The organism is Pseudomonas mosselii, assembly GCF_019823065.1.
GTDB classification, from domain to species: domain Bacteria; phylum Pseudomonadota; class Gammaproteobacteria; order Pseudomonadales; family Pseudomonadaceae; genus Aquipseudomonas; species Aquipseudomonas mosselii.
Map to the genome: position 1 here is coordinate 47,249 of NZ_CP081966.1, position 25,592 is coordinate 72,840.

Annotated in this window: 21 protein-coding genes; 9 read left to right on the forward strand and 12 right to left on the reverse strand. The window is 55.8% G+C overall.

Annotated elements, in window-relative coordinates; all coding sequences use genetic code 11:
• Window positions 1-247 precede the first annotated feature (247 nt).
• The gene (locus K5H97_RS00230; RefSeq protein ID WP_010951443.1) at window positions 248-469 is read left to right on the forward strand and encodes a hypothetical protein; all 222 of its coding nucleotides are present in this window, start codon (window positions 248-250) and stop codon (window positions 467-469) included.
• Window positions 470-551: 82 nt separating this feature from the next.
• Here the strand turns inward: K5H97_RS00230 and K5H97_RS00235 are convergent, their stop codons facing one another.
• Genes K5H97_RS00235 through K5H97_RS00245 form a run of 3 tightly spaced genes read right to left on the reverse strand, consistent with a single transcriptional unit; the run spans window position 552 to window position 3,368 of the window.
• Complete coding sequence (locus tag K5H97_RS00235) at window positions 552-2,006, reverse strand: phospholipid carrier-dependent glycosyltransferase (RefSeq protein ID WP_010951444.1); 1,455 nt, start codon at window positions 2,004-2,006, stop codon at window positions 552-554.
• A complete protein-coding gene (locus K5H97_RS00240) occupies window positions 2,000-2,983 on the reverse strand; it encodes a glycosyltransferase family 2 protein (RefSeq protein ID WP_010951445.1) in 984 nt (327 codons plus the stop codon). The genes K5H97_RS00235 and K5H97_RS00240 overlap by 7 nt, the downstream gene beginning before the upstream one ends.
• Window positions 2,949-3,368: a GtrA family protein gene (locus K5H97_RS00245; RefSeq protein WP_010951446.1), complete on the reverse strand. Its 420-nt coding sequence runs from the start codon at window positions 3,366-3,368 to the stop codon at window positions 2,949-2,951. The genes K5H97_RS00240 and K5H97_RS00245 overlap by 35 nt, the downstream gene beginning before the upstream one ends.
• A 257-nt stretch (window positions 3,369-3,625) precedes the next feature.
• On the opposite strand from K5H97_RS00245, the gene K5H97_RS00250 reads away from it, so the two are divergent.
• From K5H97_RS00250 to K5H97_RS00265, 4 genes are all read left to right on the forward strand, one after another.
• A complete protein-coding gene (locus tag K5H97_RS00250; protein WP_011953108.1) occupies window positions 3,626-4,594 on the forward strand; it encodes a LysR family transcriptional regulator in 969 nt (322 codons plus the stop codon).
• A gap of 210 nt (window positions 4,595-4,804) precedes the next feature.
• Entirely contained in the window at window positions 4,805-6,112 is a 1,308-nt protein-coding gene (locus K5H97_RS00255) for an OprO/OprP family phosphate-selective porin (protein ID WP_009395904.1), read from the forward strand.
• 298 nt (window positions 6,113-6,410) lie between these two features.
• Complete coding sequence (locus tag K5H97_RS00260; protein ID WP_011953109.1) at window positions 6,411-7,436, forward strand: hypothetical protein; 1,026 nt, start codon at window positions 6,411-6,413, stop codon at window positions 7,434-7,436.
• Window positions 7,437-7,563: 127 nt separating this feature from the next.
• Window positions 7,564-7,788: a hypothetical protein gene (locus tag K5H97_RS00265; protein ID WP_010951451.1), complete on the forward strand. Its 225-nt coding sequence runs from the start codon at window positions 7,564-7,566 to the stop codon at window positions 7,786-7,788.
• 92 nt (window positions 7,789-7,880) lie between these two features.
• Here the strand turns inward: K5H97_RS00265 and K5H97_RS00270 are convergent, their stop codons facing one another.
• The 5 genes from K5H97_RS00270 to K5H97_RS00290 form a co-directional block, all read right to left on the reverse strand.
• Window positions 7,881-9,878: a heavy metal translocating P-type ATPase gene (locus K5H97_RS00270; protein ID WP_010951452.1), complete on the reverse strand. Its 1,998-nt coding sequence runs from the start codon at window positions 9,876-9,878 to the stop codon at window positions 7,881-7,883.
• Between the two features lie 202 nt (window positions 9,879-10,080).
• The gene (locus K5H97_RS00275) at window positions 10,081-10,404 is read right to left on the reverse strand and encodes a DUF2790 domain-containing protein (protein WP_003253432.1); all 324 of its coding nucleotides are present in this window, start codon (window positions 10,402-10,404) and stop codon (window positions 10,081-10,083) included.
• 162 nt (window positions 10,405-10,566) lie between these two features.
• Window positions 10,567-13,728, reverse strand: coding sequence for a CusA/CzcA family heavy metal efflux RND transporter (locus K5H97_RS00280; protein WP_010951454.1), 3,162 nt, complete (start codon window positions 13,726-13,728; stop codon window positions 10,567-10,569).
• Between the two features lie 24 nt (window positions 13,729-13,752).
• Window positions 13,753-15,003 (reverse strand): efflux RND transporter periplasmic adaptor subunit, encoded by a 1,251-nt coding sequence (locus K5H97_RS00285; RefSeq protein WP_012269854.1) that lies wholly within the window; start codon window positions 15,001-15,003, stop codon window positions 13,753-13,755.
• 68 nt (window positions 15,004-15,071) lie between these two features.
• The gene (locus K5H97_RS00290) at window positions 15,072-16,343 is read right to left on the reverse strand and encodes a TolC family protein (protein WP_010951456.1); all 1,272 of its coding nucleotides are present in this window, start codon (window positions 16,341-16,343) and stop codon (window positions 15,072-15,074) included.
• Between the two features lie 403 nt (window positions 16,344-16,746).
• Between K5H97_RS00290 and K5H97_RS00295 the strand changes: the two genes are divergently transcribed.
• The 3 genes from K5H97_RS00295 (at window position 16,747) to K5H97_RS00305 (ending at window position 19,695) form a co-directional block, all read left to right on the forward strand.
• Window positions 16,747-18,090, forward strand: coding sequence for an OprD family porin (locus tag K5H97_RS00295; RefSeq protein WP_003253422.1), 1,344 nt, complete (start codon window positions 16,747-16,749; stop codon window positions 18,088-18,090).
• A 489-nt stretch (window positions 18,091-18,579) separates the two neighbouring features.
• Window positions 18,580-19,254 (forward strand): heavy metal response regulator transcription factor, encoded by a 675-nt coding sequence (locus tag K5H97_RS00300; protein ID WP_003253420.1) that lies wholly within the window; start codon window positions 18,580-18,582, stop codon window positions 19,252-19,254.
• Window positions 19,255-19,371: 117 nt separating this feature from the next.
• Window positions 19,372-19,695 carry a hypothetical protein gene (locus tag K5H97_RS00305; RefSeq protein WP_010951457.1) on the forward strand — a complete coding sequence of 108 codons (324 nt, stop codon included), beginning with the start codon at window positions 19,372-19,374 and terminating at the stop codon, window positions 19,693-19,695.
• Between the two features lie 101 nt (window positions 19,696-19,796).
• On the opposite strand, the gene K5H97_RS00310 is transcribed toward K5H97_RS00305, so the two are convergent.
• From K5H97_RS00310 to K5H97_RS00325, 4 genes are all read right to left on the reverse strand, one after another.
• A complete protein-coding gene (locus tag K5H97_RS00310) occupies window positions 19,797-20,324 on the reverse strand; it encodes a hypothetical protein (protein ID WP_012269855.1) in 528 nt (175 codons plus the stop codon).
• A gap of 189 nt (window positions 20,325-20,513) precedes the next feature.
• Entirely contained in the window at window positions 20,514-21,911 is a 1,398-nt protein-coding gene (locus K5H97_RS00315) for a hypothetical protein (RefSeq protein WP_223296393.1), read from the reverse strand.
• Between the two features lie 81 nt (window positions 21,912-21,992).
• A complete protein-coding gene (locus K5H97_RS00320; RefSeq protein WP_011953113.1) occupies window positions 21,993-22,442 on the reverse strand; it encodes a hypothetical protein in 450 nt (149 codons plus the stop codon).
• A gap of 699 nt (window positions 22,443-23,141) precedes the next feature.
• Window positions 23,142-24,440, reverse strand: a complete 1,299-nt coding sequence (locus K5H97_RS00325) for a sigma-54 interaction domain-containing protein (RefSeq protein WP_028690034.1) — start codon at window positions 24,438-24,440, stop codon at window positions 23,142-23,144.
• A 246-nt stretch (window positions 24,441-24,686) separates the two neighbouring features.
• On the opposite strand from K5H97_RS00325, the gene K5H97_RS00330 reads away from it, so the two are divergent.
• Entirely contained in the window at window positions 24,687-25,571 is an 885-nt protein-coding gene (locus tag K5H97_RS00330) for an MBL fold metallo-hydrolase (protein WP_028690035.1), read from the forward strand.
• The last annotated feature ends 21 nt before the right edge of the window (window positions 25,572-25,592 follow it).

Below are 25,592 nucleotides of genomic sequence, written 5' to 3' on the forward strand. Positions count from 1 at the left end.
CAACAACGCCGCGCTGAATTAACGCGCTAGATATCAAAATTGTAATTTAAGAGAAAATTCGAAGTCGCCCTCGACAGTGCCGAGATAGACATGATCCTTCCAGATTTGAAGATTTAACGCATCCTATCTGCAGCCAAAATTACGGAATTGTAATTATTGACTCACCTTGTCGTTAGCTTCGCGTTCCTAAACTACAAACCAACAAAGGCCGCTAATCAGGTTGGCCTAGTATGAACCGAGGTTCACAATGAAATTTGTCAAATCTATCGCTATTGGCAGCCTGCTGCTGGGTCTCATGGGTACCGCTTACGCTGAAGGCGGCTTCGAGCGAACGAAACAGTTCAACGAGAACTTCCGAACCGAACAGGCTCGCCTATGGAGCGATGACTCTTCGGACCAGAACAAACAACAAGTCGCTCAAGAGCAAAAGAAAGAAAGCAAGGATGGTAAGGAACAAGCCGACAATTAATCGGCGGTTAAATAGGACTTCAAATGACGAAAGAAATCGACAAAAAAGCCAGGGTAAAACCTGGCTTTTTTGTGCTTGGAATTTAGCCTTCGTTCTTGCGAGGCGTTTCCGCATTGCTTTCTCCGGCCAGACCCTCGGCACCTTGTGCGGGGCGTTTCCAATGGCACAGCAGGAGCTGGCTGGCGTTCGCTTCGGTGATCGATGTGCAAGCTAGATCAGCGGGCAGACCATCCTTGCTGTCTCGCAAGCGCCTGGACAGATAGAACGAGCCATCCCGCGGCCACTTGGCAGGATCCTTGATGTTCTCGGACTTCCCGCTGCTGTAAAACTCCGACGAGTATGAGCGGCGGCCAGGATAGATCAGGGGAGCGGAATGAGCAGACTGCACATTGAGCCAGGCTTGAACCACATCCCGCTGATTCTGAGGGCGCTCCTCTAGTACCCCGGCGTAGATGATGCCCGCACCGATGATTGGCAACACCAATGCGCTCGCAGCGGCAGCCCAGGTGGTCTTCGGGCCAACTTCGCTGACCCGTGCAGACAGCAGCAATGCCCACGCTGGCAGCGCGGGTAGCAGGTAGGTCCACAGAATGTTGCCTGCAAATGTGAAGAAGACCGGTGTCGCCAAGGCCCACAGCCAGAGGTAGGCTTTGAAGCGCTGCATCGATCCACGCTTGCGGATCAACAGTGGTAGAAACAAGGCCCATGGCAGTAGCGACAATCCGAGCTGGATCCAGATGCTGCCGTACGGCTTGGCATGAGCACTACCATAGAGGTCCCCTGCCCAGTTACTGACGACGTAGCGGCTCCAGTGCTCACCAACGAAGAAGTACTCCATGAAGCCGGGCGTTTTCATCTCGGCCGCGACATACCATGGCACGGATATACCGAACATGAGTACAAGGCCGCTAATCCAGGGAAGCCTCAGTACCCGTCCCCATTCCTTGTAGATAACGAACCAGGCGAATGCCGGCGCCCCCATAAGCACCAGGGTCAGCGGCCCTTTGGCAAGCAAGCCCAGCCCGAGACCTGCGAACATCAGGTAGGCATCCGCCTTGCTGGCGCACTTCATCCAACGCCAGAAACCGTAGCTGGCCAGCAGAATCGAGAACGACAAAACAGGGTCAGTCAGCACAACACCGCTGGAGACCAGGCCAAGTGTGGTGCTGGAAAAAATAATGGCAGCCCAGATGCCGGCGTTACGAGAAATCTGCTGCGTGCCGAGTTTGATGATGATGAAACAGCTTGCCAGGTGGAGTAGCCACGCTGGGAAGCGCGCAGCGAACTCGTTAACGCCGAAGACCGTCATGCTCGCGGCCTGGGTCCAGAAGGACAACGGAGGCTTGCCCCAGAACGGTACCCCGTAGTCGAACATGGGCGTGATCCAGTCATTCAACTCGACCATCTTGCGAGCCATTTCAGCGTAACGGGCCTCAGATGTGTCCATCAGCGGGTAGATGCCCAGCCCCACCAAACGCAATAGCAAAATCGAACCCAGGACCCACCACAGCGTCCTCTCGTTCTTCAGGTTCAGCATTTCTTACCCTCGATCGAAGCCATCGAAGGGTGGAGTGACACGGGATCTGCCTTGTTGCTGTGCTTCAGGAAATAGAGAGGCCGGCGCTTCACTTCCGCGAGTGTCACGCCCAGGTACTCCCCCACCATGGCGACACCGACGCACATGAATGAAGCCATTCCGACGATCAGGTGATGGATGTCGAAACTGCCTGCCACAAGCGACGCAAGCATGTAGCAGATGCTGGAGACGAAAAGACCGAAACTGATGAGGCTGAAAATGCGCAGTGGTTTGCGAGAGAAGCTGACGATGCTCTCGATGGCCAGATTGAACAGGCCAGCTGCATTCCATTTGGTGCTCCCGGCATGGCGAACAGTGCGATTGTAGGGGAGTTCGATGGTACGAAAGCCTACCCAGCCGATCATGCCTTTGAGAATCCTGGAGCGTTCATCCAGGGCCCGCAGGGCTGCCAGCGGCGCAGGCCCAATCAATCGGAAATCGCTGACATCGGCCGGCATGTCCACCTTCTCCACCAGGCGCTGCATGACCCAGTAGTAAGCCCGGGCACTCATGCGCTTGAACCACGAATCACCGATTCTCAGGTTGCGCTGCATGTTCACCACGTCGTAGCCGCGTTGCCAGTAGTCCACCATGGCCGCGATGAGCTCTGGTGGATCCTGCAGGTCGACATCAATGAAGATCAGCGCACTGCCACGGGCATGGTCTATCCCGGCGCTCAGTGCAGCCTCTTTGCCGAAGTTGCGACTCAGGGACAGGCAACGTACAGATGACCCATCCTGATAGTGGCGAAGAATGTCGGCCGTCCGGTCATTACTGCCGTCGTCGACATAGAGGATTTCGCAGGAGACGGGTAAGCGCTTCACCACGCGGGTGATTCGCTGGTGGAACTCGGGGATGGTTTCCTCTTCCTGGAAGCAAGGGACCACGATGGTTAACAAGGGATCAGGGCGCTCGGGAAAGCGATGTAATGTCTGCATGATTGAATGTCCAAAAACGATGTGCAATGAATCCAAGTGCAGTGAGGCTTAAGGTCACTACGACTTGGGAGATGAGCGGTGACAGATTCGACTTGATGAGGAACCACATACCCACGCCATTGCCGAAGTTTGTGGTTAACGCGACCAGTGCAAACCTGACAGGCTGAAACTTACGAGAGCCATCTGCCACAAAACAGAGCGCCCTATTTCCAATGAAGCTCGCGATTGCGCCAACCATGCCGCCACAGATACTGGCCAGTAACGGAGTAACGAATTCTGTCGTAACCAGCAATAGGAACACCGCATAATGGACTCCCGTTGCTATGAAGCCGATCCCCAGATAACGAATCAGTAAGGTAGTAAGAGGTGGGGTTTGATTTTCCATGCCCAAAGCCTATGGAGGCAAAGGTGAAAAAATAGTGAGCTAAATGTAAATGCGTAATTAGCCGAATCTATATATGGTAAGTAACAAGTCGGCGCACTAGGCTAGCACGCTACAATATCAGAGGGATTGCCTGAAAATTACGCTTTCGAAATAAAAGCCTTCCGATAACGCATGCATGACCCGTGGATTACAATGTTGACAAGATAAGGAAACACCGGGTGGCATTGAGATAGATTCCCCGAATTAAGGGGGACCTAATGGTTACACAAAATGAAACATATACAAGCAGCGTTGTTCCTTACAGCCCTGACATATTGGATGATTTGCCAATTGATGATCAGCTGGCCGTAGAGTTTTTCGCAACAGCACGTTGTGCCAGTTTCAAACAGGCTGCCCGAGGGCTCAATGTGCCAGTGGTAGGCCTGCGGAAACGCTTGGAGAAACTGGAAGAGCACATTGGTGCTCCCGTGTTTGTCTACAAACACAACAAGCTTGCCCTGACCCGCACAGGCGAGAGGGTCAGCCATTACCTGTGCCAGCTCTTCGGCCCAGACGGCCTTGGCAAGTCCGGTGAAAAGGAAGTCCCCAGGCTTACCATCGCGATCACAGAGCCAGTGCTGAACGACATCGTAAACCGCGATCTAGTCGCCTACGTGCGTGATCATGCCGAAATGCAGCTGGAAATCCATTCAGAATGCACAACGCAGATGCTTTCTGAGTGTGAAGTCGATGTGGGTATCGCTTTGGTGAGCCCAGATGATAAAGGCGCGCTTGATCGCCATCCTACGTATAGGTTTGAAAGGCTTGGCCGGATTGGGCACGCCCTGTTCATTTCCAGCCGCTATTCAAGAAGCGTCACCCTTCCAGTGGAGAGCTTGGATTTGCACAACTTCATGCTCGTTGTCCCTTGGGATGAAGAGATCTTGGCGGGCTCACGAAAGTGGGCATCGATAATGGCTGAGCATCAGGGCGGTACCACTCGGGTCAAGAGCTACAACCTATCACGAGGCCTTGTCGTTGGCGGTGCGTGTATTGGAGTGCTGCCCGACTACAGCCGAAAACTGGAGAGAAATATCCTACCCGTGCCGGGTTTCCTGGACGACCTGGAGGAGAAAGATGTCTATCTTGTTATCAAAACGAAGCTTGTCCGCAATCCGCAGGTTTTGGAAATTCGAAGATTGATCAAGAAGAGCTTTTTTGATAAGAAGGACTGGCTTGTTCGGTAACAGTTTTGTTAGGTTTCAAACTCCTCCGTTAACACTACAGAAACACAACTGTCATATTCGCTTGCAACCTAGTCAGAGTGCTTAGAACAAAGGCATCTTGTTACAGCGGGTGACAACCGTGGCCTGCTCCCATCTGCAAGATAAATTTAGGCCGGCGCAGGGCGAAATATAACGTCGGTAGCTAAGCACTTAACATACGAGAGGCAAGCAATGATCCGTTCTTCGAACATGCGGGAAAAGCTGTTGGCTGCCGCAATAATAGGCACATTTTCCTCGCAAGCATTCTCCGGAACAGTAACCACTGACGGAGCTGACATCGTTCTGAAGACCAAGGGCGGTCTTGAAGTATCGACTTCTGACAAGGAATTCAGTTTCAAACTGGGCGGCCGAGTTCAGGCCGACTACGGCCGTTTCGATGGTGTCTTCACCAAGAATGGCGATACCGCTGACGCAGGCTACTTCCGTCGCGCCTACCTTGAGCTCGGTGGCGTGCTGTACCGCGACTGGAAGTATCAGCTCAACTACGACCTTTCCCGCAACACGGGCAACGACTCCGACGGCTACTTCGACGAAGCCAGCCTGACCTACACGGGTTTCAAGCCGGTGCAACTGCGCTTTGGCCGTTTCTACACCGACTTCGGTCTTGAGAAAGCCACCAGTTCGAAGTGGACCACCGCCATGGAGCGGAACCTCTCGTACGACCTGGCGGACTGGATCAACGACAACGCCGGCATGGGTGTTCAAGCCACCAGCACCATCGCTGACATGGCTTATGTTTCCGGTAGCGTTTTCAGCGAAACCAATAACAACTCGGATGGCGACAGCACCAAGCGCTACAACGTACGTGGCGTGTTCGCACCGCTGCACAGTGATGGCAACGTCCTGCACGTCGGTGCTCAGTACGCTTACCGCGACCTCAAAAACAGTGCGGTCGATACCCGGATTCGTTCGCGTCTGGGCGTCCGCGGTGTAGATACCAATGGCGGCGGCGATGCCGGCACCAACGGCAACCGCATGCTGTTTGGCGGTGCTGCTGCACAAGATGGCCTGTGGAAGGACGACTCGGTCTGGGGTCTCGAAGGTGCCTGGGCCACCGGCCCGTTCTCGGTTCAAGCGGAATACCTTCGCCGCAAGCTGAAAGCTGACCAGGCCAACAACGACATGAAGGCCTCCGGTTACTACGCCCAGATGGCTTACACCCTGACCGGCGAGCCGCGTATCTACAAGCTCGATGGTGCCAAGTTCGACACTATCAAACCAGAGAACAAGGAACTGGGGGCCTGGGAAGTCTTCTACCGCTTTGACGATATCAAGGTCGAAGACGGCAACCTGGTCACCGCGGCGGACCAATCGAACGAGCGCAAGGCCAAGAGCCACACGGTGGGTGTGAACTGGTACGTCAACGAGGCGGTGAAAGTCAGTGCCAACTACATCAACGTGCGCACCGACAACAACGAGAACACCGTGGGCGACGACAGCGGCAATGCCATCGTGACCCGCCTGCAATACGTCTTCTGATCCCTCTCATCAGTCTGACGTGAGAAAGCCGGAAGCGCTCAACGTGCTTCCGGCTTTCCTGTTTCTGGAGGTGATCAAGCATGGAGCGCCCTCCTCCTACCTGCTTTCGCTTACCGATGACCGCTCTTGCCAAAGCTCGGCGAATCTGATGTGATTGCCGCGTCGGGCTTTGCATGGTGGCCGTGCAAGCAAATCAAACCTGACTCCTATTCATGATTGAACCTGATTCGACGTCCAGCTTCGCGTCTAACGGCCCTACAAGCGCAGCTACCCCAACGTCGCTCATTAGGGGATAGTCATGTCTGCAAAAAAGCTGCTTCAACCTCTCGCTGCTCAGCTGCACGCCTCGTTCTCGGCTTCTGGCCGCCCGTACTCTCATCTGCACCTCCACCAGCTGTTCCACGCGGCCATCGGCTCCGTTGCACCGCAAGTTGCCATCCAAGACAAGCTGCCAATTCAGGTCTGTCGTGACAACGAGACACGGCAGTACAACCTCTACGCGGCGGTCGAGCGGGCGAAAACGTGCTTAGGATTGACCGATCTTCAAGCAGTCGGTGTGGCTGAAGAAGTCATTGAGGTGCTACGAACTGCGGGAATCGGCGTGAACCAGGTTCGCCTGCTCCTTGACCCCTCCTTCAGCTCGAAGACTCGCAAAAAGGCCTTCAAGGCTCTCTGCAAGAACCTGGATCTGAACGAGCTAGGCGATCGCTTCGTCCCCAAGACTGCCACGTTGGCCATCGCTGCTGGTATTGCGCCGCCTCCCAAAATGTCGTGGAAGGATCGCTTCGCCCTGGCTGCAAATTCCCCCATGCGGGGGCCAAGCGAGCTCATCAGCATGGTCAACCGGGATGAGTGTTATCTGTGGGTATTCCCACCGACTGACCATCATGCGACGGCTCCAGCGACGCATGACCGTTTCTTTGGTGAAAAGACCCACCCGAGCGCAGAAATGGGCATGGGGTTCAGCATCATCGATTCCGGCTGGACCCGCCCCAAGTACCCGCTATCCAGGCAGTCACAAGAGACCTTCATCCAGTATTCGCTTTCTGCGCCGATGTGGTCCTGGCGCGCACAAAGTGACACCTGGCGCCTGGGAAACATCCTGCGTTCAAGAATCCTTGACGGGGCTCCTTGGCATAACGAGCCTCTGAGTGACGTGCTTCCGAGCGGCCTTAAATCCCTGCCCCGGATCTATGGGTGCGAAACCTGCCGAACGCTGTTCATTGAGAATCACAGCGACTACCCGGATGTACCCACTCAGTGCCAATGCGGTGAGGCGAGCAGCACGGGTGACCAAAACGAGTCATCTGCTCTCAATAGCTGATTTTCCTTACGGTGGCGGGCTGAGCCCCCCGTTAGGGATTGGCTATGGGAGCGGGATTCGCTCACCCCAAACCTGAAGGCGCCGCCACCTAACCGAGCGATATGAGCTGAATGCTCGCGGAGTAGATATGCAAAAGAGTAAAAACAAACAGGACACCCTGGCGGCGATCAATGCGCTTGTCGAGATTGCGTATGATCAGGGATTTGCGGACGGACACGGAGTCGGCAATCAAGTCGGTTTCGTAGCCGGTGTCATGAGCCTCAAAGCTGCATTGGCCTGCGGCTTACGGCATGGCTCACCTGAGTGCGGAAAGGCCCTTGAAAGCCTCAAGCGCATCGGGATCGACGAGTGAGAGAAAAGTACGGGTCGTGCGCTGATCGCGCACGACCCGTACTTCTACTTCAGGTCATTTCCCTGCTTAGCTTCATGATTGAAGCTCAGGGATCAGGTGCTTCTGCGGTAGGCCAACAGGCGCAAGGCGTTGAAGACGACCAACAGTGTGGAGCCCTCATGGATCGCAACAGCGGCACCAATGCTCAAGCCCATGATGGTGGACGGAACCAGGATGGCCACAATCCCCAAGCTGACGAACAGATTCTGGTGGATGATCGATCGCGTGTGACGGCTCAGCCCCACCGCAAATGGGAGTTGCCTGATGTCGTCAGCCATAAGCGCGATATCAGCCGTTTCCAGGGCAACATCAGATCCAGCAGCCCCCATTGCGATACCAACGCTCGAACTGGCCATGGCAGGGGCATCATTGACGCCGTCACCCACCATGGCCACCTTGGCGCTAAGGCGCAGGTTTTTGATGGCCTTGACCTTGTCTTCCGGCATCAGGTCTCCCCACGCTTCATCTAAGCCAACTTGTTTGGCTACAGCCTCTGCAACGCGGTTGTGGTCTCCAGAAATCATGACCATGCGTTCGATGCCCATCTCTCTAAGCTTCTGGAGTGCCTCTTTGGCCCCCTCCCGGGGTGTGTCCAATAGCCCGATAGCGCCCAGATCCTTGTCAGCACGCCGTACCACCATGGTGGTACGGCCTGACTGACGTAGACGCTCCGCAGCCTCCAGGGCTGCCTTGCTGAGTGCGGGAATACCATTGGTACCGAACATCTCGACCTTGCCAATCCAGACGAACTGCCCATCAAGCTCAGCACGCACGCCGCGGCCAATCATGTTGCTCATGTTCTTGGCTTGGAATCGGCGCCGTGTGCCAATCATCTCTTCACCGTCACGCACAATTGCCGCAGCCAGCGGATGGTCGCTCATCGACTCCACAGCGATGGCGACGTTTAGCAGATCCTCGATCTGCGTGCCGCCTATGGGTATTACATCGGTGATACGTGGGCGCCCTTCGGTCAGGGTACCGGTCTTGTCGAATGCCATGGCATTCAATGATCCAAGCTCTTCAAGTGGCGCACCGCCCTTGATCAGCACGCCACCTCGGGCTGCCCTGGCGATGCCAGAGAGAATGGCGCTTGGTGTAGCGATCGCGAGCGCGCAGGGGCTGGCTGCAACCAGTACGGCCATCGCCCGGTAGAACGAGTCACGGAACGGCTCGTCAAGGAAAATGCCGGCAAATAGCAGCCCGACTACCAGCAGTAAAACCAACGGGACGAATATGCGTTGGAAGCGGTCCGTGAATCGCTGGGTCGGTGACTTCCTGACTTCGGCTTCACTGACCATCTTGATGACCCGCGCCAAGGTACTCTCCGTAGAGCGCCGGGTTACCTCAACCTCGATGAGCGTTTCGCCATTGATGGTACCGGCGAAGACTTTCGAGGCTGCATCCACTGCATCTGGCTTGCTGCGTGCGAGTTCGGCATCAGGAACAGGTTGCTTGTCCACGGGGACGCTCTCACCGGTTACTGGCGCCTGGTTGATACTTGAGGAGCCTACGACTACAAAACCATCGGCCGGCAGGCGGTCATTGGGGCGCACGATGACAACGTCACCGGGAACCAGCAGCTCCACGGGCATCTCCACCGTGCCATTTGCTCTGCGTACGATCGCGGTGGCTGGTGCGAGCTTGGACAGTGCCTCAATCGCTTTCTTGGCCCGCCCCATCGCGTAGCTTTCAAGGGAATGCCCCAGACTGAACAGGAACAGCAGCAGAGCCCCCTCCGCCCAGGCGCCGATGCTCGCGGCACCGACTGCGGCGAGAAGCATCAGCGAGTCGATCTCGAAGCGTTTCTGACGGATGTTGGTAACCGCTTCCTTAGTGGTGAACCATCCACCGAACACGTAGGCCGACACGTACAGAATCAGAGGCAGACGATCAATCAGGCCAAGTTTTCCTGCGAGAGCTCCGGCACCCAGGAGAGCACCACAGATCAGCGCGAAAATCAGCTCTGTGTTCATTCCAAAAATGCCGCCATGCTCATGGCTATGACCTTCATGCCCGGCTTGGTCATCAGGGCGTTCAAGCAAACTCTTCATAACTCGTCCCTTCTGGGGTCAAGGCTTCCAATTGCCCTCTGCAGTTGGGGAGCCGTCTCTGTTGGTTGGCTAAGATCTATTGCACGGTTTGCCCGAGCCCAGGCGTTAACATTTCGAAGCTATGGGGTATCGGGCGTAATAAAAAATGCCAGGCACTGCCTGGCATTTATGAATTCTCTAATTGTTCTGTTCAAATCGTTTACTACTTGTTGTTGATGCATTGCGAATACATCGAGTAACGAACAGTCTTGAGCGTGCCCTGGGAGTCCTCGAAGGTCATCAACCGTGGATAGACCTGGCAGGTACGGGGGTCCTGCGACTGACGTACGAATTTCGCAACGTCTATCTTCATGCCATATTTGTAATCCTGAATCTCTGGCATTGGCTTGCCATTTTTCTCCGCGTACTTGGCCACTGCGGTCTGGTGTTCCTTGGTGTATTGAAGCTGCTTGCTCTCGGAGAAAGTGTTGGCCTGCGAAGCCACCGAGAAAACAACAAGTGCAGCAGCGATAATTAGCTTTTTCATAAAACCCTCTCAATTTCAAAACTTCTCGGGCGTAACCTTAGCAATGCATAGGCATCACCGGCATGACGAGAAACTTACAATTTTGAAAGGTAAGTGCATCTACTTCACTTTAAACAAAAAAGCCCACAACACGTGTTGTGGGCTTCTCTTTAGCGGAGGCTGTTAGCTAACCACTTCGGCCTCGTCGCCGTCTTCATCCTTGCGGTGTGCCCAGTGATACAGGGCAGGCAGTACCAGCAAGGTCAGTGCGGTGGAGGACAGGATCCCGCCAATCACCACCGTCGCCAATGGCCGCTGAACTTCGGCACCGGTGCCGGTGGCCAAAGCCATCGGGATGAAGCCCAGGGACGCTACCAAGGCTGTCATCAGAACAGGTCGCAGACGGGTCAATGCACCTTCATCGACTGCCTGTCTGAGCGTTCGTCCCTCCTCCCTTAGCCCGCGGATGAAGGCAATCATCACCAGGCCGTTCAGTACTGCAACGCCGGACAGTGCAATGAAGCCGACACCTGCCGAGATCGACAGTGGGATGTCCCGCAGCCACAACGCCACAACACCACCGGTGAGTGCGAATGGAATACCGGTGAAGACCAGCATGCCGTCCTTCAGGTTGTTGAACATCAGGAACAACAAGGTCATGACCAGCAGCAAGGCGACTGGAACAACGATCTGCAGGCGTTTGGCAGCCGACTGCAGCTGCTCGAACTGGCCCCCCCAAGTCGTCCAGTAGCCCGCAGGGATTTGCACCTTCTTGTCCAGCGATGCGGTCGCCTCCTCAACGAAGGACCCCAGATCGCGGCCTCGAACGTTGGCGCTGACGATAACCAGACGTTTGCCGTTCTCGCGGCTGATTTGGTTCGGGCCCAGTTGCAGGTCCAGATTGGCGACCTGGGACAGCGGGATGAAGCCGATCTGATTGGCACCCTGTGCCGCATTGGCAGGTACCGGGATCAGCAAGCTGGACATACCCGCTACGTCGGTGCGAACGGTCTCTGGTAGGCGTACTACCATGTCGAACCGACGGTCGCCCTCATACAGCGTGCCGGCCTGACGGCCACCCACGGCGATAGCGATCGAGTTCTGAACATCCGCGATGTTCAGGCCGTAGCGTGCTGCTTTTTCGCGGTCAATGTTGATGGTCAGCACCGGCAGGCCGGATGTCTGCTCAACTTTCACTTCCGATGAGCCCGGGACCGCTTTGAGCGCTGCCGCGATCTTGTTGGCGGTGTTGTTGAGCACGTCCATGTCATCGCCGAAGACTTTCACAGCGACGTCACTACGCACGCCCGAAATCAGCTCGTTGAAACGCAGTTGGATTGGCTGCGACAACTCGTAGTTGCTTCCTGGAACACCCGCTGCGGCCTTCTGCACTTCAGCAATCAGCTCATCACGAGGCTTCTTCGGGTTAGGCCACTGATCCTGAGGCTTGAGCATGATGTAGGCGTCAGAGGCGTTCGGCGGCATCGGGTCAGATGCAATTTCTGCGGTACCCGAGCGTGCGAACATCCGCTCAACTTCAGGCACCTGCGCAATCACCGCTTTCTCCAGACGCTGCTGCATCTCGACAGATTGAGTGAGGCTCGTTCCAGGCACACGCATGGCCTGCATCGCAAAGTCACCCTCACTGAGGCTTGGGATGAACTCGCTACCCATACGACTTGCCAGCAAACCACTGAGCACGACCAAGGCTACTGCGGCCGAGAAAGCGATGTTCCGATGTCCCAGCACCCATTGCAGAACCGGTTCATAGCGCAGTCGAGCTGTGCGCATGACCACGCCTTCCTCTTCCTTCACCTTGCCAGTGACGAACATGGCAATAGCTGCAGGAACAAAGGTAACGGACAGGACCATTGCACCCAGCAGCGCCATCACAACGGTGAAGGCCATCGGGTGGAACATTTTGCCTTCGACGCCGGTGAGGGCGAAGATCGGCAGGTACACCACCATGATGATCAGCTGACCGAAGATCAGCGGCCGGCGAGCTTCTCGCGCCGCGGCAAAGACCTCGTGGAAGCGTTCGGTTTTGGTGAGCATGCGGCCATGCTTATGTTGCGCATGAGCCAGTCGACGGATCGCGTTTTCTACAATAACCACGGCACCGTCGACGATGATGCCGAAGTCGAGTGCCCCCAAACTCATTAAGTTGGCACTGACCTTGTTGTTGAACATGCCTGTGAAGGTGAACAGCATGGACAGCGGAATCACCATCGCGGTGATCAGAGCCGCACGGATGTTGCCGAGGAACAGGAACAGAATGGCGATAACCAGGATCGCGCCTTCCACCAGGTTCTTCTTCACCGTCGCGATGGCTTTTTCAACCAGGTTGGTACGGTCGTAAACAGTCACAGCCACCACGCCCTTTGGCAGGGTGCGGTTGATGTCCGCCAATTTGGCGGCGACAGCTTGAGATACGGTGCGGCTGTTTTCACCAATCAGCATGAACACGGTACCGAGCACGACTTCGCGGCCGTTCTCAGTAGCAGCACCTGTACGGAGCTCTTTACCGATGCTGACGTCAGCAACGCTGCTGATGCGAATCGGTGCACCATCCACACTGGTGATCACGATGTTGGCGATGTCTTCGATATTGCCTACCTGACCCGGTGCACGGATGAGCAACTGTTCACCATTACGCTCGATGTAGCCGGCACCGACGTTGGCGTTGTTACTTTCCAACGCTGCGACCAGGTCATTGAGTGTCAGCTTGTAGGTAGCCAGGCGCTTTGGATCCGGCGCAACCAGGAACTGCTTGGCATAACCGCCGATGGTATTGATCTCGGCCACACCCGGGACGTTACGCAGCTGAGGCTTGATGATCCAGTCCTGGATCACGCGCAGGTCGGTCGGGGTGTACGGCGTACCGTCCTCTTTGACCGCGCCATCTTCGGCTTCAACAGTCCACAGGAAGATCTCGCCGAGGCCGGTAGATACCGGACCCATGACGGCCTCTACACCTTCTGGCAGCTGTTCCTTCGCAACCTGCAGCCGCTCGTTGATCAACTGGCGGGCAAAGAAGATGTCAGTGCCATCCTTGAAGATCACGGTGACCTGAGACAGGCCAGAGCGAGACAGGGAACGGGTCTGCTGAAGGCCCGGGAGACCGGCCATGGCCGTTTCAACTGGAAACGTGATCCGTTGTTCGGTTTCCAAGGGCGAGTAACCAGGCGCTGCAGTGTTGATCTGCACCTGGACGTTGGTGATATCGGGTACCGCATCGATGGGCAGCTTTTGATAGCTGTAGATACCGATACCCGCCATGATCAGAACGGCGATCATTACTACGATGCGCTGCTCGATGGCGAATCTGATGATACGTTCAAACATGAGAAATCATCCTGTCAGTTCGCATCAGTGACCGTGTTCGGCAGAAGCTTTGCCGAGCTCGGACTTGAGTGTGAAGCTGCCACTGGTTGCTACCTGGGCGCCGGCTTCAATACCGTCGATGATTTCCACGTACCCATTGTCGCGGCGACCCAGTTTTACCGGGCGGGTGTCAAAGCCATCTGGGGTGCGTACGAATACCGAAGGTTTGTCTTCAACGGTCTGCACAGCGTGCTCAGGGACCGCTACGGCAACTCGATCGGTCTGGAAGGTGACCGCAATGTTTACGAACAGGCCTGGACGCCAGGCGCCGTTGGGGTTGGTCAAGGTGACGCGGACAGTAGCTGCACGGTTTTGCTCGCCCAGCAGGCTGCCGACATAACCCACCTTCCCTTCGACCTCGACGTTCATGTCAGGCGAAGAGACTTTCACTGCACGGCCAGTCGTGACCTTGCCCAGATCTGTCGGCGGAACTGCGAAGGTCGCCCAGACCTGATTCAGGTCGGAAAGGATGAAGGCGTTGGTCGCCTCGCTGACGACTTCGCCGACGGTCAGGTGTTTCTCCACTACCACGGCGTCGAAGGGAGCGCGGAGCTCGTAACGATTACCGCCAACGGAGTTAACCGAGGCACCGATTGCGCCGACCTTCTGCTTGGCGTTGGCCAAGGAGATCTCCGCTTCTTGCAGCGCTTGGCGTGCTTGGAGGTAGTCTTGCTCTGCAGAGATCTTGTCCTGCCACAGTTGCTTCTCACGTTCGAAGGTCACACGCGCCAGTTCGACGCGACGCTGTGCGGCCTGTTGTTCGCTGCGCAGGTCAGAGATCTGCTGGCTGGCGATTACCGCGAGGACTTGCCCTTTCTTGACCGTCTCGCCCAGGTTGGCCTGGACAGCCTCAACAACGCCAGGAACACGAGGAACCACGTGGGCAGTACGATCTTCGTCGAAGCGAATTTCGCCAGGGAAGCTCACGACGGTACCGAGGTCACGAGGCGCTGCAGCTTCCAGGGCAACACCAGCGGCCTTGATCTGTTCAGCGCTGAGCGTCAGCTTGCCCTCTTCTTCACCGCCCTCTTCGCTGTGGCCTTCTTCACCATGGCCCTCATCACCTTCCTCTTTGGCGGCAGATGCGGCTTTCTTTTCGTCGCCATGGCCATCGTTAGCGCCATGCTCGGCAGTACTGGCGGCCTGCTGTCCGGAACTGTTGTTCCAGGCAAGGCTGCCAAATCCGAGGGCTGCCACAGCGGCTACCGCGAGGGCGATCTTGCGTTTGTTATCCATTGCTACTCCTGCTGATCGTAGGCACCGGCTTGTTCAAGGCTGTGTGCCGAAGAAAATGTTTGGCCCGTTCAGCGAGTGCCGGCGGTTGAGCCGACTTCGCCATAAACCCTTTCCACCTGCGCACGCGCATTGGTCGCCGCTGCCAACGATTCGAGGTATTGGCCACGAGCGACGATCAAGGTGCGCTGGGCATCCAGCACTTCGATGAAACCGAATTTGCCCATCTCGAAGCCGCGGGTTGCGGTCTCTACGGCTTGTTGGGCTGAAGGCAGAATGGTCTTGTCGTAGGACTCGACCTCCTGCATGGCGGTGGACCATTGGTTCAACGCGGTTTGGGTTTCGGTGCGCAGGCGCAGCTCAACAGCATTGCGCTGGTCCCGGGCCTGATCTGCACGACGAGAAGCGGAAAGAATGTTGCCCTGGTTACGATCGAACAGCGGCAAAGGCATAGACAGGCCCACAGTGTTGACCCGCTCGCGCACAGAGCGGTCGTACTGGCTACCTACACTGACAGTAAGGTTCGGGATACGCTGAGCTTTCTCTGAGCCGAGCGAGGCATCGCTCTTGTCTATCTGCACCACGGCCTGACGCATTTCTGCTGTTTGGTCGAGCTTAGCCAGCAGATCTTCAGTGCGAGGTGGCAAGCCCGGGGAGAGGGTTGGCGATTCGAGTCGATCAAACACGGTGACTGAGCTCCCGGTAATTTGAGCGAGCTGTTGGTAAGCGGTCGCTTTTTCCGTTTCTGCACGTCGAACTTGCAGCTGGGCTTCGGCCAGTTGCACTTGAGCGCGGGTCGCCTCCACTGGGGACGACTTACCTGCGCGAACACGGCCATCGACGATGCGAAGACCGCGCTCAGTCAGTTCGAGAGATTGCTTGGCCAGGTCGAGACCTGTCTGGGCCCGCAACGCGGCGTAAAAGGCTTGGACGACATCTGCACGCAGGCCGTTAACGCGACGGTCTAACTCAAGCTGTGCGGCGGTCTGCCCGTATGTGGCGACGTCAACACGAGCCCCCCGCTTACCGCCCAGCTCAAGGGTCTGGCTGAGAGAGACAGTCGTCTGGCTGGTGTTACGACGGGTGTCTTCCACGTCATACGAGATTGTGGGGTTGGGGATAAGCCCGGCCTGCTTGCGAGCACCATCAGCGATCCCAATTTCTTGCCTGGCCGCGGCCAGGTCTGGGTTGGCATCCATGGCCGTCGAAAGCGCCTGGGGCAAGCTGATGCTTTGGGCAAGGGCTGCAGGCGCCATCAACCCAGAGATGACTGCACAGAGTGCAGCGATCTTCCAGGGCGAGACGGGGGTCTTGGGTAAGACATTGCGGTTATACCGGGGCACTTTGATGGTCCTCGTGCACAAACTTCGATAAAGCTTGGCGAGAACGCCGAAACAGCTGCCAAGCCCCACTTGATTAGGTGATGGCACTCTAATGAGCGGTAGCTATCAGAGGGGTGGCTAGAAAATTACAATTCCGTAAGAATGTCCTGTAATGCCCGAAAATACTGGGAAACCAAACCCGACACGATGATTTCGTTACAAGCAACGGAGATGGCAAACACGCGGTGCGAAGGCCCGAACAACAGGTAGATGACGAAATTGTAATTTTCCTATCACCCCCCCGTTATCTTCGGCCTGCAAATATGAGCTCGCGCTACGCTAGGCGCGCCGCCTGGTCAGAACAATTAACGACACCCGCGCCGGTAAACATAATAAAAACTGCCGTGAATCAAAGGAGCATCGGATGAAAATCAAAGTACCACTGTATTTGGCGGCAGTTTCTGCGCTGTCTGGAAGCTATGCTATTTCGGCACAAGCTGAAGACAAGCCAGAAGGCTTCATTGAAGGCAGCAGCCTTACAGTGTTGAACCGTAACTTCTACTTCAACCGTGATAACCGCGACAGCACCGCCCCCACTTACAACAGTGGCAAGGGCAATACGAACGGCTACTCCGAAGCCTGGGCGCACGCGATCATCAGCAAATTCAACTCCGGGTTTACCCAAGGTACCGTTGGCTTTGGCGTTGATGCCTTTGCCATGATCGGCCTCAAGCTCGACACCGGTGATGGGCGCAACGGCGGCCGTAGCTCCTTCGACGTGCTGCCCGTTGATAACAAGGGTGAAGCTCGCGACGAATACACCAAGGTCGGCGGCGCAGCCAAAGTCCGCTTGTTCGATACCATCGTGAAAGTGGGTGATGTCTTCCCATCGACCCCGGTCGTCGCATCGGGTGACTCTCGCCTGCTGCCAGAGAGTTTCCGCGGTGTGACCGTTGAGAACACCAGCATCCAGGGCCTTACCCTCCAGGGTGGTCGTCTGCATGCGATGAGCCAGCCGGTCTCAAGCAACCTGAACGACAACTTCGTGACGTTCTACGGCGGCCCGGTCAACTCGCCATGGATCGGTTACGGTGGCGGTGACTACTCGATCAACGACAACTGGACTGTGAGCGTCTACGCCAGCCAGCTGAAAGACGTCTGGAATCAGTACTACGCCGGCACAAGCGTGGTTTACCCGCTGAGCGACGATCTGGCGCTGATCGGTGGCTTCAACTACTACAAAGCCGTAGATGAAGGTAAGAAGCGCCTGGGTGAATTCGACAACAACATCTGGAGTGCCAAGGTCGGTGTGCGTTACGGTGCCCACACCCTGGCCCTGTCGCATCAGCGCAACAACGGCGACGACGATTTCGACTACCTGCGTCAGTCGGACTCGATTTTCGTCGACAACTCCATCCAGTACAGCGACTTCAACTCGCCGAAAGAGCGTTCCTGGATGCTGCGCTATGACCTGAACTTCACCAGCTACGGCATTCCAGGCCTGACGTTCATGACGCGCTACGCCAGAGGCTCGGGTGCGGATTACTCGAACGCTAACCAGTTCTACATGCGCACCGACGACAACGGCAACCCGCTCGACAATCAGAAGCGTTGGGAGCGTGACGTCGAAGTCAAATACGTTGTCCAAACCGGTCCGGCAAAAGATCTGTCCTTCCGGTTGCGCCAGGCAACCACGCGTGCCACTGCTTTCGAATCGGATCTGGATGAAACTCGTGTAATCATCGAGTACCCGCTTTCGATTCTGTAATTCGCTAACTGGGCCAGTTATCCATTGGCGGGTCCTGTTAGTAAAACGAGCATTACGCATTCACCTTGAGTGGCTTAAGTGCTCCTTTGGTAAAAGGTGGATATTTGGCGCCCATTGGGCGCCTTTTTTTTGCCTAAAATTCAAGTAGGCGTTCGATTGTACGCATCGCATGCCGGTGAAGTTCATGACTACACCAATGACCAGTCTCTTCAATGTGAGCGACCTCGCCGTCATCTGAGCGGAACGAAGCCAGCACAAAGAAGAAAATAACCCAATACTTCATAAGGTCAAATCACCTGCTGGAGAGAGGGCCCGCAACTGTCAAACCCAAACCGCGACAAGATATACCGCCAGACTATCAACTGTATTACCTAGAAATTACAAATCCGTCATTTGAGCCCCGGCACGCTCATTTTGATTTACCATCCCTTTCAATAATGCCGGCGCGCGTGCGCGGTTAATTGCTCAGTGATATCGAGACAAAATCCCATGCGAATTCTGGTAATTGAGGATGAAGTAAAAACTGCGGAGTATGTGCGTCAAGGTCTGACGGAATGTGGCTATGTCGTAGATTGCGTCCACACCGGGTCAGATGGATTATTCTTGGCTAAGCAGCACGAATATGAGCTGATTATCCTGGATATAAATCTGCCAGAGATGGACGGTTGGCAGGTCCTTGAGTTGTTGCGTCGTAAAAACTGCCCTTCCCGTATCATGATGCTGACGGCGAGAAGCCGGCTGGCGGATAAGGTCCGGGGGCTGGAGAACGGAGCAGATGACTACCTGATCAAGCCATTTGAGTTCCCTGAGCTGCTGGCCCGGGTTCGCGCCTTGATGCGCAGGTCAGATCACCCTGCATCCGTAGAGGTCATTCGCGTCGCTGACCTGGAGCTTGATCAGAGCCGGCACAGGGCATTCAGGGACGGTCAGCGCATTGACCTGACCACGAAAGAATTCGCGTTACTGCATTACCTGATGCGTAATACCGGTGTGGTGCTGAGCCGCACCCAAATTATTTCGCAGGTTTGGGATATGAATTTTGACTGCGACACAAACGTTGTAGAGGTGTCGATTCGAAGACTCAGAGCCAAGATAGATGACCCTTTCGAGACCAAACTGATACATACGCTTCGGGGCGTAGGGTATGTGCTTGAAAAACGATAGTTGCCAAGCTCTCTAGTACCGAAAATCCGCTACATGCTCCCGTCGCTTGCGAACTTGAGGTTTCTGTTTACGATCCGCGGCGCTGATTCCTCACTCAACAAATGAGGTAGGCTGTACATGAGGTATAGCATTGATTATCAGCAGGTTTCGCAAGGACAATCCGATGCCAGCATTGATGCCTGTCCAGCTGACATTGTCTTCAACAGCGACCATGGCCTAGCTCTTATCCCGTGCGTTGGCGATGTTATCAACCTCCCCTCTACGGCGGTCAAAGAAGGGGTTTGCGGCATCGTTAGATCAAGGATTTTCAATTATCTCAGAGGTCCTGAAGAGCTGTACTGTCACGTCAATATTCTCGTTGAGGAGGCGGACATCAATTTCGAAAGTCTCATCTCGGAATACATGCGCAATCAGTCACGTGCTCGCTCGCCTTCTTCATAAAGTCGAAGGCGGGCCAGTCCATTAATGGTTGTGTATGGGTGAGGGTTCAGCAGAGCGAGCGCCTACTGAGCACCAGAGATGAATAGTCACAGCCTAGTGGTTTAACGCGGTACTGCTGGTGTACGCAGGGCCGGACTCATTGTTTTTTGAATGGCGCATTGCAGCACATAGAAATATAAAACCCCGGAAGCAAATACGATTGCGGACAGATAAGCAAACTCAGAGTCTAAAACCCCGGAAACCATATACAATTTAATCGTGATAGAACCCATAATAATTCCGGTACAGTACATGACGCCTGTGAACTGATTGCCCAAAAAACTCAGTATGCCGCTGAAGGCATTGTTCGCACTCAACAGCATTGCTTTCAGTATCGTCCAGCCGAGAACTGGCAGAAAAGCCTTGATCATGAAGGCGAATAACATCGACGATGCAAACAGTTTTATCGGGGTTTCTGCCCACGGCTTGATGGTGCCGTCTACTTCAACGCCGGTATACAAGATGATATTCAGAATAATCGCCATAAGGGTGCATATGCCGAGGCGTATCATTTCCCGCTTAAGCGGGGCCATCATTATCACTGCGTGAATCTTGTTTCCAAAGTATCGTTTTAGTCCTTGGATCGACATTTTTCTTCCTATGCTCTCGGGTATGACGCTGTTGTAGCGTTGTATGACGGTCATGCTTTTACCCGAAGAGAGGTGACGCTTCAACGGTCCTGAATTGCGCAGGGGATCTCATGTCCTTCCCCTGGCTGGGTAGCTTGCTGAGAAATTCTCATCTACCTGCGTGGCAACGATGCGGCCACCCCGCCGCCGTCAGAGCTCTGGAGGACTGGCTGCTGTCAGCAACTCATCGAGTGACGGAACCTTAGCGTTTGCACTGAGGACGAGTGTTCTGGATCGGAGTATGGATACATCAAAGAAAGATTCGCACTCGACTCTTCCGTTTACTTCTCTCCAGTGGGTGACTTCTGGTATCAACTCATTAGGCACCGGGTATAGTGCCATAGGGTTATGGAATACCTCCACTTCAGCAGACCACGGCTCGTAGCCATATTGCGGCCAGAGCTGACCGTAGTCGCTGGACGCTACATCCAACAGAAATGGGATACCTCGTGATGCTCCCGGAGAACGGTCGAAAAACTCACCAAACCGCAAGTATCGGTACCCGTCTAGATGAGCTCCACCTGAGATCGGCACTCGGCTGAGCTTTGGCACTGTGCAGGCATTGGTGAAAATGACCGCTGAAAGATGGGCATTTTCCATTAGCGTAAATAGGCCGTTGGGGCGCCCTGATAGCAGAGATGTCTCTTCCTCCACAGTTATCAGGTGCGTACCACGATGCGCAGATGAGTGAACTGCAAAGCCATAGAGATAGCTGATGAGCGACTCCCTGCTCCACAGCATTGAACTGGGCGCATGGAAATCGGCTAAGGCCAGAATGAGCGGCTTACCCTCCACGTGCGGTAGGGATTCGTAACGCTTGTCCAATTTGTTTTGGATGGTCCTCGCAAACCTTTCTGCAGCCGCTCCTAAGAAACGCTCATGTCGGTCAGCGGGTGGGGGGACCGGCGAGGCGCCAAAATGCTCATACCGCTCTTCCGGGTTGGCTGTCACTGCTTCAACCCAGGCCTCATCTCCCAGCCTATTCTCGATGTGAAAATCGGGTGATTCTTTAGGCTGGGTGACCAAGAGTCCCTGTTCACGAAAAATCGCTAATAGGTGGGCTTCCCAGAGGCGGGTGTGAAAATTCTCAGTCTGGCAATCGGGAACCCAATTTCTGTCTGGGGATGGCAGTGCGAGATACAGTTGATTCAGCGCCCACGCCCCAATACGGCGGCTTGGATCAAATAGTGATTTGAACACCACGCTTGGTGTGCGCTTACCCATTCTGCTTAGAGGAGCACGTCGTCGTTCACCTGAAGGGAGTGGAAGCGGATGGGCTTGGGTATAGAGAAAATGGCTGATTGAGGCGCGGGCTTCGGACTCGCCAGTGGTGCACTCACCATGGCTGAGGAGCACCCACACGCTATCGACACGACGCCGCAAGGTGACAATTCCGAAGCTGCCGGAATTGATATTTCGGGTTAGAGCGGCACAAGAAATTCCGTCCTCACTAAGCCATGCCCCTACTGGCGGGCTGTCCCCAAACCCCAACCCTCGTGGAAGCGACAAAGCGATTAGATCGAACATCGGCGCAGCAATTTCTTTCATTCGCTGATCTCGGCAGCCGTCAAAATGCATTCCATCAATGCCTCGGAGCGTGCCCGCCGGCGATGGCATCGGTGGAGGTACCTATTGAAGAAGGGGGCCTTGTTCCACCAGGACATCTCGGTTGGTGAAGATGGTCTCAATGGTTGCAGCCTCGGCAGCCACATGAGTCTTTCGCGTGATCTCTTCAAGGGCCAGTTCGAGCCGGTAGTCTTGGAAATACTCGTACAGCTTTTCAGAGCTCTCGGATATCTCCTCCCCACCATTCTTCGCGAACAAGATGTGGATGATCGCTGCGAGTGGGAGAGAGATGTCGAGATCCTTCTCTTCTGCATCTGAATCCGAGTTCAAACCGTCGAAATACCTCTCCAGATGACTCTGGAGCTCCTCAAGCCAGAACTGAGATAGGTTGCTTGGAAGGGAGCTTTCAGGCCCGGTCAGAAGGACTTCATCTCTGAATAGAGCCAGCAGATTGGGGTTTGCCATGGAGGACCTCACGATTAGATTTGAGAGCAACTGGTCAGCATAGTCCACCTCAAGATGACCACCTCCTTGACGCCCATCCTGGTGCTCCTGAGCATCAGACGAGTGAATCGCCCCGAAACCTGTAGATACAAAATGACCGCTTCTCGCCGTTAGCTGCCTTTCTTGAAGGACAGCTTTGGGTCGATAGCGGCCTTCGTGGAGGTTGGTGTCTACGGGGTCGGTTTAGTCAATCTGAATCTCCGGTTTCACCTCCGTGAGGCCGGCCATCGTCATGCATCAGATCTTGATTGACACGCGTGCCGCTTTGGATAGCCTTGCAATTGAGGGCTGCAACTGCGCATTTGTCGGGCCTGGGTACCAGCATGAGCCCCCCGCAATTTTGGCAGCAGAGGAAGCTGGTTCCTCTGAAGTAGTGACGGCGGGCATTGCCAGTCGGATTCTGAACCCAAGGTCGCCAGACTAGGAGCTAAAGGATCGCTGCGACTACTCCTCATCCCTTACCGAAAAGTCACGCGTCGGTCGTAAACGGCCCTTTCCAGGCCAATCAACTTTTGTGATTGGTGAGTAGGGATTTCTCGGCTTTTCTGTGAAAAGCACCCCTTCATTTCACAAAAAAAATGGCGAAGATTCCAATTTCACGGGGTCTGGCCTATCACCTATTTTGTGAACCTACACTGCGGGTAGTACAAGAAAGCCAATCCCCAGGGATTGGCTTTTTTTTTACCTTCATGAATGTTCCACGTGGAACTACGAAATCCCCAATGCTTTAAGTCGGCGGTACAACGTGCGTTCGCTCATCCCGAGTTGATCGGCCAATTCACTTCGGGAACCGCTGAAGGTTTCCAGGGCATGGGCCAGATCGGCCATTTCGTTCCTACGTCCCCGAACACCTGGTTGCCTTACAGTCGGGTGGATATCTTCCGGAAGATGTTCGGGACGAATCAGCCCATCATCAGCAAACAACCGCGCGCGCTCCAAGATGTTTCTGAGCTCGCGAATGTTGCCTGGGAATGTATGCAGGTTGAGGCAAGCGAGTGCTTCGGCGGTGACCTTGGGCGAGTGCTTGCCGGCCATGCGTTGCAGCAGACTCTCACAGAGCAACGGTAAATCCTCGACTCGCTCACGCAGCGATGGCAGGCGAATCGGGAATCCGCTGATGCGGTAATACAGGTCTTCGCGAAACGTCCCTTCGGCGGCCATCTCCTTCAAGGGCTTGTGCGTGGCCGAGACCAGGCGGAAATCCGAATGGACCGTGCGCGTGCTGCCGACCGGACGGAAGCTGCCGGATTCGATCAGGCGCAGCAGTTTCACCTGCATCGCCAGCGGTACTTCACCAATCTCATCGAGGAACAGGGTGCCACCGTGAGCAGCCTCGGCCAGGCCGATCTTGCGTTGAGTCGCGCCGGTGAAGGCGCCCTTCTCATAGCCGAACAGTTCACTCTCGAACAACGACTCGGTCAGCCCGGTGCAGTCCACCACCACCAGGGGGCCATTGGCACGGGGGCTACCCAGGTGCAAGGCGCGGGCGAACAGCTCCTTGCCCGTACCCGACTCGCCCTGGAGCAGTACCGGAATCTGCGCAGGGGCTGCACGTTGCAAACTGGCCACGGCGTTCTTGAAGGCTGGCGCCCGGCCAACCAACCCTTGTTGTTGAGGTTGTGCCGATGCCAGTGTGACGCTGGTCAGGCGTTCGACGAAGGCCACCACCCTGCCCTCGTCATCGAGGATCGGGCGCAGTTCCACATCCACATGCTCCGGCCCTCGCGGGGTGTGATGGATGTGCAGCACGCGCTCGGGCACTTTGCTGTCCAGCGACTTGCGCAGCGGGCAATGCTCCCCGGCCTGGTCGCAGGGCACGGCATAGTGGTGCGAGACCCGGTGGCATTTTTCGCCGATCGGCGCGTGCTCCTCGTTGCCGAACTGACGACGGTACGCCGCGTTGGCAGCCAGGATGTTGTAGTCGGTATCCAGCACGATGCTGGGTAGCACATCGTGTTCGAGGTAGGACACCAGCGCGAGGATCGCGGGATGGGAAGCGGCTAGCATGACAGCACCAGGTGAAGGACCTGGCGAGGGTAGCAAGGACTGCCAAACACTGCCATCGGCTGACAGTCGACTGCCAGGAACTGTCACCTTCGGCTGGCTGTAATGGGGCTGCTGCGCAGCCATCGCGGCACGAGGCCGCTCCTGCAAGGGGACGGCGTCCTATCTGAAGGGCTGGCATGTATCTTGATAAAGCACCCTTCACTGCCTATGCCTTCAAGGAGGCTCGGTGGATAACTGGAGAGTGCAATGATCATCGGCAACAACCTTCACGTCGAAGCGTTCTTCGACAAGGCGACCTGGACCATCAGCTACCTGGTCATGGATGGCGAGACGCGCCAATGCGCGCTGATCGACAGCGTGCTGGACTACGACCCCAAGTCCGGGCGCACCTGCACCGATTCGGCGGACAAGCTGATCGCCCGCGTCGAAGCGCTGGATGCCAAGGTGCAATGGATCCTGGATACCCATGTGCACGCCGACCATCTGTCTGCGGCGGCCTACCTCAAGGAGCGGCTTGGCGGCAGCATCGCGATCGGCGCGCAGATCACCCAGGTGCAGAAAGTCTTCGGCACCCTGTTCAACGCCGAGCCGGGTTTTGCCCGTGACGGCAGCCAGTTCGACGTCCTGTTCGAAGATGAGGAGGGATTTCGCATCGGCAACCTGCATGCCCGTGCCCTGCACACCCCTGGGCATACCCCGGCGTGCATGAGCTACATGGTCGAGGATGCGGGCGAGATCGCTGTGTTCGTCGGCGACACCTTGTTCACCCCCGACTATGGCACCGCCCGTTGCGACTTTCCTGGCGCCAGCGCGCGAACCCTGTACCAGTCGATCCGTCGCCTCCTCGCCTTCCCCGACCAGACCCGGCTGTTCATGTGCCACGACTACCTGCCTGGTGGCCGTGAGCTGCGCTTCGTCACCACCGTGGCCGAGCAACGCGCCGACAACATTCATATCCATGAAGGGGTCAGCGAAGACAGCTTCGTGCAGATGCGCGAAGCCCGTGACAAGACCCTCGACATGCCTGTGCTGATCCTGCCGTCGGTGCAGATCAACATGCGCAGCGGGCAATTCCCCGAACCTGAAGCCAACGGTGTGAGCTACCTGAAGATCCCGCTGAACAAGCTGTAAGCCACGCCGTACCCATAACGA